At 61.9% G+C, this 16,855-nt stretch carries 15 protein-coding genes; 7 read left to right on the forward strand and 8 right to left on the reverse strand.

All coding sequences use genetic code 11. The annotated features are described in order from the left end of the window. Positions 1-150: 150 nt before the first annotated feature. The 3 genes from PSH90_RS05835 to PSH90_RS05845 form a co-directional block, all read right to left on the reverse strand. The gene (locus tag PSH90_RS05835; protein ID WP_305382337.1) at positions 151-1,839 is read right to left on the reverse strand and encodes an ATP-dependent DNA ligase; all 1,689 of its coding nucleotides are present in this window, start codon (positions 1,837-1,839) and stop codon (positions 151-153) included. Next, a complete protein-coding gene (locus PSH90_RS05840; protein ID WP_305382338.1) occupies positions 1,836-2,870 on the reverse strand; it encodes a ligase-associated DNA damage response exonuclease in 1,035 nt (344 codons plus the stop codon). The genes PSH90_RS05835 and PSH90_RS05840 overlap by 4 nt, the downstream gene beginning before the upstream one ends. A gap of 413 nt (positions 2,871-3,283) precedes the next feature. Then, positions 3,284-5,734, reverse strand: a complete 2,451-nt coding sequence (locus PSH90_RS05845; RefSeq protein WP_305382339.1) for a penicillin acylase family protein — start codon at positions 5,732-5,734, stop codon at positions 3,284-3,286. Positions 5,735-5,935: 201 nt separating this feature from the next. Here PSH90_RS05845 and PSH90_RS05850 point away from each other — a divergent pair, with 201 nt between their 5' ends. Continuing rightward, positions 5,936-6,493 (forward strand): cysteine hydrolase family protein, encoded by a 558-nt coding sequence (locus tag PSH90_RS05850; RefSeq protein WP_305382340.1) that lies wholly within the window; start codon positions 5,936-5,938, stop codon positions 6,491-6,493. Between the two features lie 146 nt (positions 6,494-6,639). Here PSH90_RS05850 and PSH90_RS05855 read toward each other — a convergent pair whose 3' ends face one another. The 4 genes from PSH90_RS05855 to PSH90_RS05870 all read right to left on the reverse strand — a co-directional run bounded on the left by PSH90_RS05855 (position 6,640) and on the right by PSH90_RS05870 (position 8,413). Continuing rightward, positions 6,640-6,843, reverse strand: coding sequence for an SEC-C metal-binding domain-containing protein (locus PSH90_RS05855; RefSeq protein ID WP_003198420.1), 204 nt, complete (start codon positions 6,841-6,843; stop codon positions 6,640-6,642). Positions 6,844-6,848: 5 nt separating this feature from the next. After that, positions 6,849-7,334: an LEA type 2 family protein gene (locus PSH90_RS05860; protein ID WP_024011906.1), complete on the reverse strand. Its 486-nt coding sequence runs from the start codon at positions 7,332-7,334 to the stop codon at positions 6,849-6,851. A gap of 100 nt (positions 7,335-7,434) precedes the next feature. Further along, on the reverse strand, positions 7,435-7,911 hold the full coding sequence (locus PSH90_RS05865) for a YchJ family protein (protein ID WP_041478058.1): 477 nt from the start codon (positions 7,909-7,911) through the stop codon (positions 7,435-7,437). A gap of 4 nt (positions 7,912-7,915) precedes the next feature. After that, on the reverse strand, positions 7,916-8,413 hold the full coding sequence (locus PSH90_RS05870; RefSeq protein WP_252868904.1) for a DUF6231 family protein: 498 nt from the start codon (positions 8,411-8,413) through the stop codon (positions 7,916-7,918). Positions 8,414-8,612: 199 nt separating this feature from the next. On the opposite strand from PSH90_RS05870, the gene PSH90_RS05875 reads away from it, so the two are divergent. The 4 genes from PSH90_RS05875 (at position 8,613) to PSH90_RS05890 (ending at position 11,314) form a co-directional block, all read left to right on the forward strand. Continuing rightward, positions 8,613-9,308 (forward strand): OmpA family protein, encoded by a 696-nt coding sequence (locus tag PSH90_RS05875; protein WP_024011908.1) that lies wholly within the window; start codon positions 8,613-8,615, stop codon positions 9,306-9,308. A gap of 90 nt (positions 9,309-9,398) precedes the next feature. Then, complete coding sequence (locus tag PSH90_RS05880) at positions 9,399-10,121, forward strand: OmpA family protein (RefSeq protein WP_150636395.1); 723 nt, start codon at positions 9,399-9,401, stop codon at positions 10,119-10,121. Between the two features lie 160 nt (positions 10,122-10,281). After that, positions 10,282-10,563 (forward strand): DUF1145 domain-containing protein, encoded by a 282-nt coding sequence (locus tag PSH90_RS05885; protein WP_016771375.1) that lies wholly within the window; start codon positions 10,282-10,284, stop codon positions 10,561-10,563. Further along, positions 10,556-11,314 (forward strand): collagen-like protein, encoded by a 759-nt coding sequence (locus PSH90_RS05890; protein ID WP_305382342.1) that lies wholly within the window; start codon positions 10,556-10,558, stop codon positions 11,312-11,314. Before PSH90_RS05885 ends, PSH90_RS05890 begins: the two co-directional genes overlap by 8 nt. A gap of 200 nt (positions 11,315-11,514) precedes the next feature. On the opposite strand, the gene PSH90_RS05895 is transcribed toward PSH90_RS05890, so the two are convergent. Then, positions 11,515-11,985, reverse strand: a complete 471-nt coding sequence (locus tag PSH90_RS05895; RefSeq protein WP_305382344.1) for a DUF2269 family protein — start codon at positions 11,983-11,985, stop codon at positions 11,515-11,517. A gap of 97 nt (positions 11,986-12,082) precedes the next feature. Between PSH90_RS05895 and dinG the strand changes: the two genes are divergently transcribed. Beyond that, the gene (gene dinG, locus PSH90_RS05900) at positions 12,083-14,227 is read left to right on the forward strand and encodes an ATP-dependent DNA helicase DinG (protein ID WP_150636400.1); all 2,145 of its coding nucleotides are present in this window, start codon (positions 12,083-12,085) and stop codon (positions 14,225-14,227) included. 95 nt (positions 14,228-14,322) lie between these two features. Then, positions 14,323-16,791, forward strand: coding sequence for a beta-galactosidase (locus tag PSH90_RS05905; protein ID WP_305382345.1), 2,469 nt, complete (start codon positions 14,323-14,325; stop codon positions 16,789-16,791). The last annotated feature ends 64 nt before the right edge of the window (positions 16,792-16,855 follow it).

The following is a 16,855-nucleotide window of genomic DNA, read 5'->3' on the forward strand; positions in this document are numbered from 1 at the left end:
TGGCGAGGGATTTGTCCCCGATGACTGATCGTTCCCACGCTCCTGCGTGGGAATGCATCAACGGACGCTCCGCGTTCGGCTCTGGGGGGGACGCAGAGCGTCCCGGGCTGCATTCCCACGCAGAGCGTGGGAACGATCAGTGAAAAGGGGTTAGGCCAACAGATCCTGAAGGGTAGCGAGGCTGTCCGCTTCTTCGACGGTCTTGTCCTTGCGCCAGCGCAGCATGCGCGGGAAACGCACGGCGATGCCGCTCTTGTGCCGGCGCGACAGGGCGATGCCTTCGAAGCCGAGTTCGAACACCAGGCTCGGCTTGACGCTGCTGACCGGGCCGAATTTCTCCACGGTAGTCTTGCGCACGATGCTGTCGACCTGGCGCATCTCTTCATCGGTCAGCCCCGAATACGCCTTGGCGAACGGTACCAGCGAGCGTTGACTGGATTCCGGCGGGCCGTCCCACACCGCGAAGGTGTAATCGCTGTACAGACTGGCGCGACGACCGTGTCCGCGCTGGGCATAAATCAGTACCGCGTCGACGCTGAACGGGTCGACCTTCCACTTCCACCACACGCCCATGTCCTTGGTCCGGCCGACGCCATAAAGCGATTCGCGCGCCTTGAGCATCATGCCTTCGACGCCGAGTTTGCGTGAAGCTTCGCGCTGGCGGCCGAGGTCGAGCCAGTCTTCGCCGGTCAATACGGGGGAGGGCAGCAGTACCGGGCTGTTGCAGCGCGCGATGACTTCCTCGAGTTGCGCCCGTCGCTTGACCTGCGGCTGGTTGCGCCAGTCCTCGCCCTGCCATTCCAGCAGGTCGTAGGCCAGCACTACCACCGGCACTTCTTCGAGAATTTTCTTGTCGAGCGTCTTGCGACCGATGCGTTGTTGCAGCAGGGCGAACGGTTGCACGGCCGGCGGCTCATCGGATTGCGGATCGAAGGCATCTTCCGTAGTCGGATGGGTGCTCTTCCACACGACGATTTCGCCGTCGATCACCGTCCCGTCGGGCAAGCCGTGGACCAGCACATCGAACTCGGGGAAGCGCTCGGTCACCAATTCCTCGCCGCGCGACCACACCCACAGCTTGCCGTCGCGCTTGACTACTTGCGCGCGGATACCGTCCCACTTCCATTCCACCTGCCAGTCGCTGGCGGGGCCGAGCAGGGCTTCGAATTCCTCGACCGGTTGCGCCAAGGCGTGGGCAAGAAAGAACGGGTAGGGCTGGCCGCCGCGCTGGGCATGTTCGTCGGCGGATTCCGGGGCGATGAGTTTCAGGTAACTCGCGGCGTTGGGCCGGTTCGACAGATCGGTGTAACCGACCAGACGCTGAGCGACGCGTTTGCTGTCGAGGCCGGCCATCGACGCCAGGGCGCGGGTGACCAGCAACTTCGACACGCCGACGCGGAAACTGCCGGTGATCAGCTTGATGCACAGCATCAGGCTCGGCCGATCCAGTTGCGCCCACAACATCGGCAGTTGGCGCGCCAGATATTCCGGGGTTTCACCGCGAAGTGGCAGCAGCTTGTCTTCGATCCATTCGGCTAGACCGGCCTCGGAGCTGTGGGAATTTTCCGGCAGCACCAGAGAAATGATCTCGGCCAGATCGCCGACGGCCTGATAGCTTTCTTCGAACAGCCACGGCTCCAACCCTGAAACTTCTACCGCCAGCTCACGGAGGATGCGCACCGGCACCAGTTGACGAGGCCGACCACCGGAGAGGAAATACACCGCCCATGCGGCATCTTCCGGCGCGGCCTGCGCGAAGTACACCTGCATCGCCGCCAGCTTGGCGTTGCTCGACGTGGTGGCGTCGAGTTCGGCATATAACTCGGCGAACGCTTTCATGGGGACGTCTCGGCAACGGTGGGTTCGGTGGCGATGTTGTCGTCTTCGTCATCGCCGTATTCAGTGGTGAAGCCTTGTGCATCAAGACCCTGTTCGCGCAGATGACGTACGAGCACGCCGATCGAGCCATGAGTGACCATCACCCGCTCCGCGCCGGTCTGGTTGATCGCCCAGAGCAGGCCGGGCCAGTCGGCGTGATCGGAGAGGACGAAACCGCGATCGACGCCGCGCCGCCGCCGGGTCCCGCGCAAGCGCATCCAGCCGCTGGCGAAGGCATCGCTGAAGTCGCCAAAACGGCGCATCCACGTGCTGCCGCCCGCCGACGGCGGAGCAATGACCAAAGCCTGGCGCATGATCGGATCGCTTTTTTTCACGTCGCCCGCATAGATCGTCGGCGGCAGGTACACACCGGCATCGCGGTACACACGGTTCAACGGTTCGACCGCGCCGTGGCTGAGGATCGGCCCGAGGGTTTCGTCGATGCCGTGGAGGATGCGTTGGGCCTTGCCGAAGGAATAGCAGAACAGCACGCTGGCCTTGCCGGCGGCGATATTGGCCGCCCACCACCGATTGATCTCGGCGAAGATCTGCGCCTGCGGCTGCCAGCGGTAGATAGGCAGGCCGAAGGTCGATTCGGTGATGAAGGTGTGGCAGCGCACCGGTTCGAATGGGGCGCACGTGCCATCCGGCTCGACCTTGTAATCCCCCGACGCGACCCAGACTTCGCCGCCGTATTCCAGGCGCACCTGCGCCGAACCGAGGACATGCCCGGCGGGGTGAAAGCTCAGGGTCACGCCGTGATGGGTCAGGCGCTGGCCGTAGTCGAGTGTTTGCAACTGGATGTCCTGACCCAGACGCGCGTGCAGAATCCCGGCGCTGGCGCTGCTCGACAGGTAGTGCTGATTACCGGTGCGCGCGTGATCGCCATGGGCATGGGTGATCACCGAACGCTCGACCGGCCGCCACGGATCGATATAGAAATCTCCGGCGGGGCAGTAGAGACCTTCAGGTCGGGCAATAACAAGATCCATGTCGTGACCGGAATGGGGGGCTTGTTAGCTATGAGGCGGGCGTGAGGCTGGAAGTTCGATCGGCTTTGAAGCGCTACCCTTACCCCAGCCCTCTCCCAGAGGGAGAGGGGGCCGACCGAGGTGTCTGGTGAGGTACATCGACCTGGGGGACCGAGTTGAATATGGATCCGGCACAGCCTTGAACCTGATCCAATGTTGGATTCACCTCGCTTTGTAGAGGGGCCGACCGAGGTGTCTGGTGAGGTACATCGACCTGGGGGGCCGAGTTGAATATGGATCCGGCACAGCCTTGAGCCTGATCCAATGTTGGATTCACCATCTCTCTTTCAGGTCGGCGCAAGACCCAAGCATCCCCCAATCAGTCCCCTCTCCCTCCGGGAGAGGGCTAGGGTGAGGGGCTGTTGATCTTTGCTCTATTTCCCGGGGGTGAGGGTCAAGCGGGTCTTGCCATACACCCGATCAAAGTTCTGCGGCTGCATCGGCAAGCCGATGTACTGACCTTTCAGCCATGCATCGATCCCGTTCAGGTAGTTCGGACTCAGTGGATTGCCCGACTGCCCCGTACCGTTCTGCGCCATCAGTGGCTCGCTCTGGCCGAAGTCGACGATAAAACGCATCGACGGCGCGCGCGTGGTAACGAAGTCCTGGCCCCAGGCAAACGCCGAGTTGTTCAGCGTGGTGTGATCGCCACCGGCTGCCAGTGGTCCGCGCACGGTCTGGCCGTTGCTGTTTTTCCACGCATAGCTGTGCAATTTGCCCCACTGCCAGGCGCGATGATCGCCGCCCAACTGGCTGTCACCGGCAGTAATCGCCGCAGCGAGGCTACGGGCGAGAATCACGGATTTGTCTTCCTTCTGCGGCGTGCGCAGGTCATCCCAGAACGGACTGTCCTCACGCCCCAAGAGATGATCGGCCTGCGCCGCGTAGGACAGATCGCCATTGGCGACAAAGGCCTTCCACGCCGGGCTCGACTCAGGACCCAGTTCATCGAGGAAGATCTGCTTCATGCTTTCCTGCAGAAACAGTTCATAAATCGCCGCATCCGCCGAGGTCGGGCTGAGCTTGCCGTCGAACGCCATCAAGCGCGTGAAGGCTTCGCGGGCCTTGCTGCGTTCGGCTTCCGGCAGGGCGTCGATCGCCTGTTTCAGCGGTTGCTTCATCCCCGGTGCTTCGAAGACTTTTTTCAGCTTGGCGGCGAACGTGGTGGTCTGGTCGTACTGCATGGCGATCACGCTGCGGCTGTCGTGCTTGCCGCTGCCGGCCATTTCCGCCAGGCGCTCGCCGCGCTCCGGTGCCGCCCAGGATTTCGACAACTGCATGCCGTAGCCGTCGGGAATTACACGCTGGTTGGCGGTACCGAGCCAGCCTTGTGCCGGGTCCTGATCGTAGGGGTGCAGCATCGGGTCGGCGTAACCGTCCCAGTCGTAGCGACCGTCCCAACCCGGCGAGGGCAGCAGGCCTTCACCTTCGCGACGGTTGGGGAAGCGCCCGGTGACTTGCCAGCCGATATTGCTTGCATCGGCAAAGACCAGATTCAGGGTAATGGCGCGGATTTCACGGCTGGCGTCTGAGGCGCGCTCGACGTTCTGCGCGCGGGTCAGGTCGAAGAAGGCATCCAGGGTTTTGTCGTCAGTGAAGCTTGGCGTCTGCAAGGCGAGGCCGAAACCGTTGCCTTGCGCCGCTGCCTGGGCACTGTTGAGCAGCGCGCCGTGGCGGGTTTCGTACACGGCTTCGCGAATCGGCCGCTGGCCTTTGACGAAATAGGTTTCGTTGCGCACGCCCAACGGCTGCCATTTGCCGTTGACTTCATAAGTGAGGCTGCTGCCCTGACGGCGGATTTTCTCGAGGAACAGGTCCTGATTGTCGCCGAGCACGCTGGTCATGCTCCACGCCACTTTGCCGTTGAAGCCGCCGAGCACCATCGGCAGACCGGCAACCGTGACGCCGGCGGCCTGATATTTCGGCGCGCGGATCTGCACGAAACTCCACAGAGACGGTGCGGCCAGCGGCCCGTGCGCATCGCTGGCCAGCAGGCTCTTGCCGCTGCGGCTGCGTTGCGGGGCGATCGCCCAATTGTTCGCAGTCGGTGTGGCGAGCAGGTTCAGCGCCGACAGTTGCTGGCTGGCGCTGCTCAGTTCGGTCAGCCCCGGAATCTGCCCATTGAGCTTGAGGCCTTGCAGCTTGTCGGCTTCAGCCACTGGCAGGTTTTCATCAGGCGCCGACGGGCTCAGCCAGGCGAGTTTGTCAGTGGTCACGGTTTGCGCGAGCACCAGTGACTGGATTTCCTCCGGCAGGTTGGCCGACTGGCTGAAATTCAGCAGGGCAAAAATCAGCGCCGAATCTTCCGGTTTCCAGTATTCGGGCTTGTAACCGCTGGCGGCGAGGTCGCCCGGCAACTTGTCGGCGTAGCGGAACAGGTAGGCGTTGACGCCCCGTGCATACACTTCGAAGAAGCGCTTGAGCCGTGGCGACGAGGCCTTGTACAGCTCGCCGGCGCTCTTCTTCAGATTGACCGCGCGCATGTAGCGGTCGGCATCGAGCATCGACGCGCCAGACATTTCCGCCAGCCGGCCCTGAGCCAACAGGCGCAGGGTGACCATCTGGTTGATGCGGTCGCTGGCGTGGACATAGCCGAGGCTGAACAGCGCGTCATGGAAGCTGTTGCTCTCGATCAACGGCATGCCCATCGCATTGCGCCGCACTGACACGTTCTGCGCCAGGCCCTTGAGCGGTTGCACGCCGGAGGTCGGCGGCAGGCTGTCCTGGGCGTTCCAGGTCTGGCAACCGGACAGGCCGAGGACACCGGCCACTGCTGCGGCAACGCCGAACCGGGGAAGAAAATGTGTAAGGGCTGGCGAGGCCATGGCGAAGCTCCTGCGGGGGTATAAGGCTGGGGGCGCAATAAAGCCGCTACGTTAGTGACGGCGCGAGGGCCGCGCAAGCGGGGCGAGTGGTTATTTATGCAGTTGTCGGCTGATCGGTCAGAGGCGTGACAGTTGCTTGTGGGAAAGCGCTGATGTTGAACTGCGGAATGAGTCCCCAGACCTGTCAGGAGAAAGATCGCTATGGAGCTTCAAAGCAACGCTGCGCTGATCATCATCGACCAGCAGAAAGGCATTCTGCATCCGCGTCTGGGGCGGCGGAATAATCCTCAGGCCGAAGAGCGAATGCTTGAGTTATTGGCGCTGTGGCGCCTGCGCGGGCGCCCGGTGATTCACGTGCAGCATTTGTCGCGCTCACCTGACTCGGTGTTCTGGCCGGAGCAGGACGGAGTCGAGTTTCAAGAGCGTTTTGTCCCTCAGGGCGGGGAATGGCTGATCCAGAAACAGGTGCCGGACGCGTTTTGTGCCAGTGGGCTGGAGGCGCAGTTGCGTGAGGCCGGGATCGGGCAACTGATCATCGTTGGTGTGGCGACCAATAACTCTGTTGAGTCGACGGCGCGCACTGCGGGCAATCTGGGTTTCGACACATGGGTGGCAGAGGATGCGTGCTTTACCTTCGACAAAGCCGATTATTTCGGCAAACCGCGTACCGCTGAAGAGGTGCACGGGATGTCGCTGGGCAATCTGCATGGGGAGTATGCGACGGTGGTCGGCTCTTCACAGATTCTGGCGGCGGGCTGAAATTTTGTAGCGTATGTGCCGCCGCCTTCGCGAGCAGGCTCGCTCCCACATTCGAGCGCATTTCGTCAGAAGGAATGCAATTCACTGTGGGAGCGAGCCTGCTCGCGAAGCGGTGTGTCAGGCGAAGAAGATCTTCGCCCGTGACATCAAGCGCCGTGGCACTTCTTGAATTTCTTGCCGTTGCCGCATGGGCAAGGGTCGTTGCGGCCGACGTCTTTCAGGGCGTTGCGCACCGGTTCCTGGTGGGCGTGGCCGCAGTTCGGGCCGTGGACATGGCCATGGTCGTGATCATGATGGTGGTCATGATCGTGGTTGCAGTCAGGGCCATGGACATGGGGTTGCTGGGTCATCGAGGTCACTCCGGAGTTAGATCGGCGGGGATTATCACGCCATTGCGCTCAAGGTGCACGTAGTGGGCGATGAATAAACCGGTTTCCATTTCCCCCTGCAATCGATAGGGAATCTGCTGGTTCGGATTTTTCAGCAGTTTCACCACCTGTTTGACCTTCGGCCACAGGTTGGTGCGGATCGGCACTTTGAAGTAAGCGCTGCGCTTTGGCCCGACGGTAAACCAGTGCTCATGCTCGCCCTCGGTGAGCAGCATGTCCGCCAGGTGAATCCGGTATTCGAGGCCGCGCACGGTCAGATCGCTGTCGTTGGGATTGTCGACGCGAAAGTGCAGGATGAATTTTTGCTCGAGCAGTTTGGCCCGCACCACCTCGACTTTCACCAGATGCACGGCAGGCTCGACGCTGTCATCGCTGAACCACGAGGCACAGCCGCCGAGGTTTACGATCAGCATCAACAGCAGGAAATGTAATGTGCGCCGACGACCGAGCATGAAATTGACTCCCTTTGTGCCCAGTCTAGACCTTAAAAGATTTCAGCCTTCGGCTAATCCCGTGGAGCTGCCGAAGGCTGCGATCTTTTGATCTTGGCTTTCAAGCGCCGAAATAACCCGAACAACACTTCTTGAACTTCTGCCCGCTGCCGCAAGGGCAGCCGTCATTGCGCCCCAGCTTCAGCTGCACCGTGGGATCGATGAAGTACCAGCGCCCGCCGTTCTGCACAAACGAAGAGCGCTCGCGATGGCTGTGCTCGCCCTGGCTGTCATGCCAGCGCGCGGTGAATGTCACAAAAGCGTGTTCCGGCTGGCCGCCGAAAACCTCCGAGCTTTCCACCTCAAGGCCGAGCCAGGTACTTTGCGCACTCCAGTCGCTGATCGATTGTCGGTTCAGCCCCGCCTGCTGCGCGGGCAGGGTGGTCGCCACCAGATAGTCGATCAGCCCCAGCACATAAGCGCTGTACCGCGAACGCATCAAGGCTTCGGCACACGGCGCCGGGTGGCCGTCATGATAAGGGCCGCAGCAGGCATCCAGCAGATTGCCGCTGCCGCAAGGGCAAATGGCTGTACTCATTGCATTACCACCAGTATTTCCCGAAGTTTTCCGGATTGGCCCAGAAGCGTGAATTGAGCCAGTCGGGGACTTGTTTGTAGTCAAGCAGATCGTAGGTGAACAGGGTCAGCACCTGCGCGTCGCGCTGAAAACGCTCGCTGGCCTGCAGTGCCAGCGAATAGAAGTCGGTTTCCTGCCAGCCGCTGGCCGCCAGATCCGCCAGCACTGCGATGCGACTGGTGTTGAGATTGCGGATGCCGCCCAACAGATTCAGGCCATCGCGTTTGGGCAAATGTTCCAGGCAATCGACCACCAGCGCCAGATCGAAGCGTTGCGCGGCCAGTTCGGCGGGCAGACCGCCGGGTGCGGCATGGGCGACCACGGTATCTGGATGCGCGTCCTTGAAAGCGCTCAAGGCGGGAAACTCGCTGGCGCCGATCAGCAGCAGTCGGGCCGGGGCGTAGCGATCCAGCAAAGCGGCCAACGCCTGTTGTGGCGTGCGCGAAGAAATGGCGACGTTCATCGAAGCTCCTCAGTCAGACCGCCAAGACTAGCCTCCCAGACTGCGTCGGCAAAGCGCCCGGTGGCGGTGGTTTTCGCCAAAAGAGGCAAACCCCTGTGAACACGGTCGCAAACAGCGGTGGCCTATTGCTGGCGGAGATTAAAACTCCGGTCTTTACTCCCTGAATCGGTTTTAAGCCGATCCCTCAGGAGAAAACTAGATGAGCATAGTTCGGACAGCATTACCCTTGGTTCTGCTAACCAGTGTGTTGACTGGTTGTGCAGGTTTGCAGAAAACCGACTGGCCGACCTGTGCGGCGGTCGGCGGTGTGGTCGGCGCCGGTCTCGGTGCGACGGAAAGCGCATCGTGGGCTGGCTACGGTGCGCTGCTGGTCGGCGGTACGGCAGCGGCCTATTGCTGGGTTCATGGTGATGGCGATGAAGACGGCGATGGCGTGCCGGACAGTCGCGACAAGTGCCCGGGTACGCCTAAAGGCGTGCAGGTCGATGCTGACGGTTGCCCGCCACCAACGCCTGCGCCAGTGGTCGAAGAAGCGGTTGTGGTCAAGGAAGAAACCATCGTCATTCGTGATGTGCATTTCGAGTTCGACAAAGCCACGCTGACCGGCCCTGACAAGCAAGTGCTGGACAAGGTCGCCGATCGCCTGAAACAGGAATCCTCTACCGCGCAACTGACCGTGACCGGTCACACCGACAGTGTCGGCAGCGATGCCTACAACAAGAAACTGTCGGATCGTCGTGCGCACTCGGTGGTGGAATACCTGATCCAGCAGGGTGTACCGCGTGCCAGCTTCGTTTCGGTGTCGGGCCTTGGTGAAAGCCAGCCTGTGGCTGACAACAAGTCGGCTGATGGTCGTGCACAGAACCGTCGCACCGAAATCAAAATCGTCCGCTAGCCCCTCTCGCATCCGCGGCTTGTGCAGTCGCGGATGCGGGTCTTTACTCCTGTGTAACCGGTATGGGCCGGTACACAGGAGCGTTCACAAATGCGTCTTTTCTCAAGGTCCGTCTTGCCGGTGCTGCTGCTTGGCAGCTTGCTCACCGGTTGTGCCACTCACAGCGATGGCACCGCCCCCCTCAATCAACGTACGTGGCCGATCTGCAGCCTGCTTGGCGGTCTGGTCGGCGGCGGTCTTGGCGCCATTGAAAGCGCCGGCTGGGCCGGCGGCGGCGCGGCATTGGGTATCGTCACCGGCGGGCTGATCTGTTACGCCCAGGATGGCGACGAAGACAGCGACGGCGTCTTCGACCGCCGCGACCGCTGCCCGGACACTCCGGAAAACACCGAAGTCGATCACCGTGGCTGCCCGCTGCCGCAATATCCGGTGGCAGTCAAACCGGTCGAACCGGCGCCGCAATCTGAAGTGATCACCTTGAGCGATGCCGGCAACGTGCTGTTCGATTTCGACAAGTCCGATCTGACCCCGGCGGCCAAAGCCCAGCTCGACACCTTGATGGACAAGCTGCGCAATGCCGACGTGGTCAGCATCAAAGTCATCGGGCATACCGACAGCAAGGGCTCCGACGCCTATAACCAGGCTTTGTCAGAGCGGCGCGCGAGCAGTGTTGCCGCGTACTTGCTCAGTCAGGGCCTGGCGCCGAACAAGCTCACCAGCGAGGGCCGAGGCGAAAGTGAGCCGGTCGCCGATAACGCCAGCGATGAAGGCCGCGCGGAAAATCGCCGGGTCGAGCTGCACATCAATCGATAGAAAGCGTCTGTAGTGCGCAGGCTAGAGCTGCCGGGTCGAGATCGTCGCCCCGGCAGCCATTTCATCAGCGTTTGCACAAATTTCATTTTTCCCTCTGGCTTATCCCCCGCAGAAGCCGGTACTGTGCGTGCAAAGAATAATTCGCAACACGGGGGAGCGTATGAAGGTGTTCTGGGGGCTGGGGCGTTTGCTGACCCTGCTGTTCTGCTGCGTGGTGCTGGCCAATCAACTGGTGCCGTTTGTTCATCCGCTGCATCTGCTGGTCAATCTGGCCGGCGCTCTGTTGTTGCTGATTCATCTACTCGAAGTGCTGCTGTGCAACCGCAGCCTCAAGGGCCGTCCGCACCCTTGGCGTGATCGTGGCCGCATCCTGTTGTTCGGCGTTTTCCACCTGCAAACCATCCCGGCCCCGGCCGCCCCGGAGGCTTCTTCCCATGCGTAACCTCTGCCTGCTCGCTGCATTCATCAGCCCACTGGCCTGCGCCCAGGTGGTCAACGTGCAAAGCAATTCTTTGATGCGCTTGCCCAACACCGCCAGCACGCTGCAACTGGAGAAACTGGAAGTCGCCGATTACGGCACCTTGCTGATCCCGTCCAACGTGACTGAATTGAACATCAATGAACTGCGCCTGGGCCATGAAGCACGTATTGCTATCGTTCCCGCTGAACAAGCGCTGGAAGTGAAGGTCAAGCGCGCTGAATTGAGCGAGGGCAGCCAGATCACCGCGCGCGGCGCCCCCGGCACTTATGAAAAAGCGGCCCGGGCCGGGCGCAATCTGAACCTGCAATTTCAGGCCCTGAGCGCGCCGCAACTGACGGTCGATGCCCGTGGCGGCAGGGGCGCGCCGGGTTTCGTCGGCCTCGACGGCGGCAACGGTGAAGATCCGGGCTGCACCTATGGATCGGCCGGCCACGGCGCCGATGGCAGTGACGGCAGCGATGGCCAGCCAGGCGCGCCGGGTGCGCTGGTGCGACTCGCCGTACCACGGGATTTTCCGGCCGAGCTGATCAAGGTCAACGTGGCTGGCGGTGCCGGCGGCCCGGCGGGTGTTGGCGGCAAGGCGGGCAAGGGTGGCAAATCCAAGGGCTGCCTGGTCTATCGCGCTGATGGCGGCAAGAACGGTAAGGCCGGTGCGGATGGCCAGCCGGGGCCGGTGGGGGCGGCGGGTTCGGTTACCGTGCAACGGCTCTAAAACTGCGACCCGCTCTCTGATCAATAAAATGCTTTGGTGAGTGAAGATCTTTGGTGAGTGAAATTATGTGGCGAGGGGATTTATCCCCGCTGGGCTGCGTAGCAGTCCCGCTTTTGATTTTTAGAGCGGGGCCGCTTCGCGACCCAGCGGGGATAAATCCCCTCGCCACAACTGTGTTCACAGCAGAAAAATAGTGCGATTCAGAGCATCGGTCTCGCCGCCGCTACCGCCACCAGCACCAGCACCAACCCGACAAGCAGATTAAGCCCCACCACCCGCCGAATCCGCCCCAGCACCGCCGCACCCGCCGGCCAATCCTTCGCCTCAACCGCCTTGCGCAACTCTGGCAGCATCAACCCCTGAATGCGGATGAACAGTGCCGTCATCACCACGTACAAACCGATCATCACCTGCACGTACTTCGGCGCGGTTTCAAATCCGACCTGCTGCAGATGCAACATGCCCACGCCGCTGATCGGCAACAGGATCACCGCGACCCAGACCCAACGGAAAAAACCTTGAAACACTTCCACCCACAGGGTCAGGCGAGCGGGGCCGTCCAGAGCCTTCACAGCCGCAGGGCGCAAGACCATCCAGGCGAAAAACATACCGCCGACCCACACCAGAGCGGCGAGGACATGCAGGGGGTAAACGAGGCTAAAAGGTGTCATTGGGTCACTCCGTTCTGCGCGGGATCGATTAGCGGGGTATGATAGCCGCCGAATCAAACCACTGAAAATTTATCCAGCGTTTTGCGCCCGACACTCAATGATCAGCACTGAACTCAAAACCACGATCCAGGGCGCCTATTCGCGTTTTCTAGAGGCCAAGAGCCTCAAGCCGCGTTACGGCCAGCGCCTGATGATCGCTGAAATCGCCAAAGTCCTCGGAGATATCGACACCGACGACGAGGGCCGGCGCAGTGGCGACCCCGCGATTGTCGCGGTGGAAGCCGGCACCGGTACCGGCAAGACCGTGGCCTACAGCCTGGCGGCGATCCCTACGGCGAAACTGGCCGGCAAGCGTCTGGTCATTGCCACCGCGACCGTCGCCCTGCAAGAGCAGATTGTCTACAAGGATTTGCCCGACCTGATGCGCAACAGCGGGCTGAATTTCAGTTTTGCCCTGGCCAAGGGCCGTGGTCGCTACATGTGCCTGTCCAAGCTCGACATGCTGTTGCAGGAAGGCCACGCACAAACCGCCACCGCGCAGCTGTTCGAAGAAGAAGGTTTCAAGATCGAAGTCGACGAGGCCAGTCAGAAGCTGTTCACCAGCATGATCGAAAAGCTCGCCGGCAATAAATGGGACGGCGACCGCGACAGTTGGCCTAACGCGCTGGAAGACGCCGACTGGGCGCGCCTGACCACCGATCACAGCCAGTGCACCAACCGTCATTGCCCGAACTTCGGCCAGTGCGCTTTCTACAAGGCTCGCGAAGGCATGGGCAAGGTTGACGTGATCGTTACCAACCACGACATGGTCCTGGCGGATCTGGCACTGGGCGGCGGCGCCGTGTTGCCTGACCCGCGCGACACCATTTACGTGTTCGACGAAGGTCACCACCTGCCGGACAAGGCCATCGGTCACTTCGCTCACTACACGCGCCTGCGTTCCACCGCCGACTGGCTGGAAACCACCGCCAAGAACCTGACCAAGCTGCTGGCCCAGCATCCGTTGCCGGGCGATCTCGGCAAGCTGATCGAGCAGGTGCCCGAGCTGGCGCGGGAGATCAAGACGCAGCAGCAGTTCATGTTCACCGCCTGCGAGCAGATCGCCGATTTCAAACCGGGCGAAGACGTCGAAGGCCGCGAGCGCCCGCGTCATCGCTTTGTCGGCGGGGTGATTCCCGAGGACATGCGCGAGATGGGCATCGAGCTGAAAAAAGGCTATTCGCGCCTAAACGACCTGTTTCAACGCCTGACCGACCTGCTCAAGGAAGGCATGGACGGCGAGGTCAACATCGGTATCGCCAGCAATCAGGCCGAAGAATGGTATCCGCTGTTCGGCAGCCTGCTGTCCCGCGCTTCCGGCAACTGGGAATTGTGGACCGCGTTCACCGCCGAAGACCCGGAAGACAGCCCGCCCATGGCACGCTGGCTGACCCTGGCCGAAAGCGGCTCGCTGTTCGACATCGAGGTCAACGCCAGCCCGATTCTGGCGGCGGAAACCTTGCGTCGCAGTTTGTGGAACGTCGCTTACGGCTGCTTGGTGACGTCGGCGACGCTGACGGCGCTGGGCACCTTCGACCGTTTCCGCATGCGCGCCGGTCTGCCGAAAAAAGCCGTCACCGCCGTAGTGCCGAGCCCGTTCCATCATGCCGATGCCGGCGTGTTGCGTGTGCCGGACCTGAAGGCCGACCCGCGCGATGCTGCTGCTCACACGGCGGCGATCATTCGCGAACTGCCGGATCTGGTCGACGGTTCCCGTGGCACGCTGGTGCTGTTCTCCTCGCGCAAGCAAATGCAGGACGTATTCGACGGTCTCGACCGCGACTGGCGCAAGCAAGTGTTCATTCAGGGCAACCTGTCGAAACAGGAAACCCTGAACAAGCACAAGGCGCGGGTCGATGGCGGTGATTCCAGCGTGCTGTTCGGGCTGGCCAGTTTTGCCGAAGGTGTCGATTTGCCGGGGGCCTACTGCGAGCACGTGGTGATCGCCAAGATTCCGTTCTCGGTGCCCGATGATCCGGTTGAGGCCGCGTTATCGGAGTGGATCGAGGCGCGCGGTGGCAATCCGTTCATGGAAATCTCCGTGCCCGATGCCTCGCTGAAACTGGTCCAGGCCTGCGGCCGTCTGCTGCGCACCGAAGAAGACCGCGGCACCATCACCTTGCTCGACCGGCGTCTGGTCACTCAGCGCTACGGCAAGGCGATCCTCAATGCGTTGCCTCCTTTCCGTCGTGAAATATCCTGAGACACGGGTGGGCCGATTGGCCCGCCGCGTTGTCTATCTCTCTGCCACCGCTTTTCCACTGGCCTTGACTGGTCGTTAGGGAGAACTCCGTTCTTATGATCCGCCGTTCGTTGCCCGCTGTTTTCGCCTTGATCTTTGCCGCGCCGTTGCTGGCGGCCCCTGCCGGTCAGCAGACGCTGTTCAACTTCGTACGCCCGGCCGACGTGGTCAAGGTCGCCACGGAAAACGCCGACCTGCCACAGGCCAATGCCGAACAGACCGCCGAAGGTGAAGTGCTGCGCCGGGTGACGTTCAACCCGGTCGCCCGCCCGACCTTGCGCCTGACCCCGCAGACCGGCGCTTGGGACTGGTCGCAGTCCGACATGATGACCCTGCGTCTGCAAAGTGCGATGAATTGGGCGGTCACAGTCTATGTGCAGATCCAGAGCAACGATGGCCGCACTCTGGTCAGCCGCGTCGATCTGCCGGCCGGCCCCGCGCAGACCTTGCTGGTGCCGCTGGTGGCTTCGACGCCGCTGAGCCAGGGCATGAAAGCCGGGCCGCCGATGCCGATGACCGTCGATGGCCAACGCATCCTGCTGGCCAGCAGCACTGGCGAGATCGACCGCAGCCAAGTGGTCTCGGTGAGTCTGTCGATGGATCAGCCGAAAGTTGCGCAGAGCCTGTTGCTCGAGCGGTTCGGCGTGCAGGACGGCGAATCGGTGACGCGGGCGGTGTACGGCAATCTGGTCGACGCCTACGGTCAGTCAACCCGTAGTAAATGGCCGGAAAAAGTCAGCAGCGACGAACAACTGAAAAGCGCCGCCAGCAAAGAGCAGCAACAGCTGAATACGTGGCTGGCCGAGCGTGAAAAGGCTTCGCTGGACAAGTTCGGCGGCTGGAACAAAGGCCCGGCGTTCAAGGCCAGCGGATTCTTCCGCACGGAAAAACGCGATGGCCGCTGGTATCTGGTGACTCCTGAAGGCCACCCGTTCTATTCGCTGGGCGTCAATACAGTCAGCCCGCAGGTCAACCAGACCTACGTCGCCGGCCGTGAATACATGTTCGAATCGTTGCCGAAGAACGACGACCCGCTGGCCGCGCATTTTGGCGAGGGTGACAACCGTGGCGGCAATGGCGCCGACCAGGGGCGTGGCTACGGCAACGGCCGCTGGTACGACTTCTATGGCGCCAATCTGCAACGCCTGTACGGCGAACCGTGCAAGGCAGACAGCGACAACAAGGCCGGGATTGCCGAAGCGGCGAAGGCTGGGGCGGCTGAGGCCAATTCGGTGCAGGCTGCTGAGACTGCGGCGGTGCCTGCCGAGCCAAAATCCGGAATTGCCGAAGCGGCGCAGACTGACGCGGTGCAAGCGTCCAGCACGGAAATAGCTCCGTGCACAGCCAGGATTGATGAACAGCGCTGGACCCGGCATACCCTCGATCGGCTGCAAGCCTGGGGCTTCAACACAGTGGGCAACTGGAGCGCGCCGTCGCTGGCGGATGCTGAGCGCGTACCGTACACCTTGCCGCTGTCGATCGTCGGCGATTACACCAGCATCAGCACCGGCAGCGATTGGTGGGGCGGCATGCCGGATCCGTTCGATCCGCGTTTCGCCATGGCCACCGAGCGTGCCGTGGCCATTGCCGCCCGCGATCACCGTGACGATCCGTGGCTGATCGGTTATTACGCCGACAACGAACTGGCCTGGGCCGGCCCTGGCGACGATCCGAAAGCTCGCTACGCGCTGGCCTACGGCACGTTGAAAATGACCACCGACGTGCCGGCCAAACGCGCCTTTCTCAAGCAATTGCGCGACAAGTACCGCAATCAGGCCGGACTGTCCAAGGCCTGGGGCATCGAGTTGCCGGCGTGGGAATTGATGGAAGACCCTGGCTTCGTGCCGCCACTGCCGAACCCGGAGCATCCGGAGATCGAAGCGGATTTCAAATACTTCCAGAAGGTCTTCGCCGATACCTATTTCAAGACCATTTCCGATTCGCTGAAATGGCACGCGCCGAACCAGATGCTCCTTGGCGGTCGTTTCGCCATCAGTACCCCTGAAGCCGTGGCGTCCTGCGCACAGTATTGCGATGTGTTGAGCTTCAACATGTACACGCTCAAGCCGCAGGACGGCTACGACTTCGCCGCGCTGGCAGCCCTGGACAAACCGGTGCTGATCACCGAATTCAACTTCGGCTCGGCCGACCGAGGCCCGTTCTGGGGCGGCGTGACGCAGCTGGCCAAAGAGGAAGATCGCGGCCCGGCCTATGCCAACTTCCTCAAACAGGCGCTGAGCGAACCGTCGATTGTCGGCGTGCACTGGTTCCAGTATCTCGACCAACCGGTGACCGGGCGTTTGCTCGACGGCGAGAATGGCCATTTCGGTCTGGTCGGGGTCACTGACCTGCCGTATCAGGGTTTTGTCGAGGCGGTGCGTAAGAGCAATCTGCAGGCGCTGGAGCAATTGGGCAAGGAGGCGCAGAAAGCACCGGTTGCAGAGATTGAAGGCGGGCGCAAGGCCGAAGCTGGCAAAGCGCCGGGGGCTGCACAGGCGGGTGGGCATTCGGGGAATGGTCACTAGGTGTCAGACCGCGTTATCGTTCTTCGCGAGCAGGCTCGCTCCCACAGGGGAACTGCGCTGCTGT

The organism is Pseudomonas sp. FP1762 (assembly GCF_030687105.1).
Classification (GTDB): Bacteria; Pseudomonadota; Gammaproteobacteria; order Pseudomonadales; family Pseudomonadaceae; genus Aquipseudomonas; species Aquipseudomonas siliginis.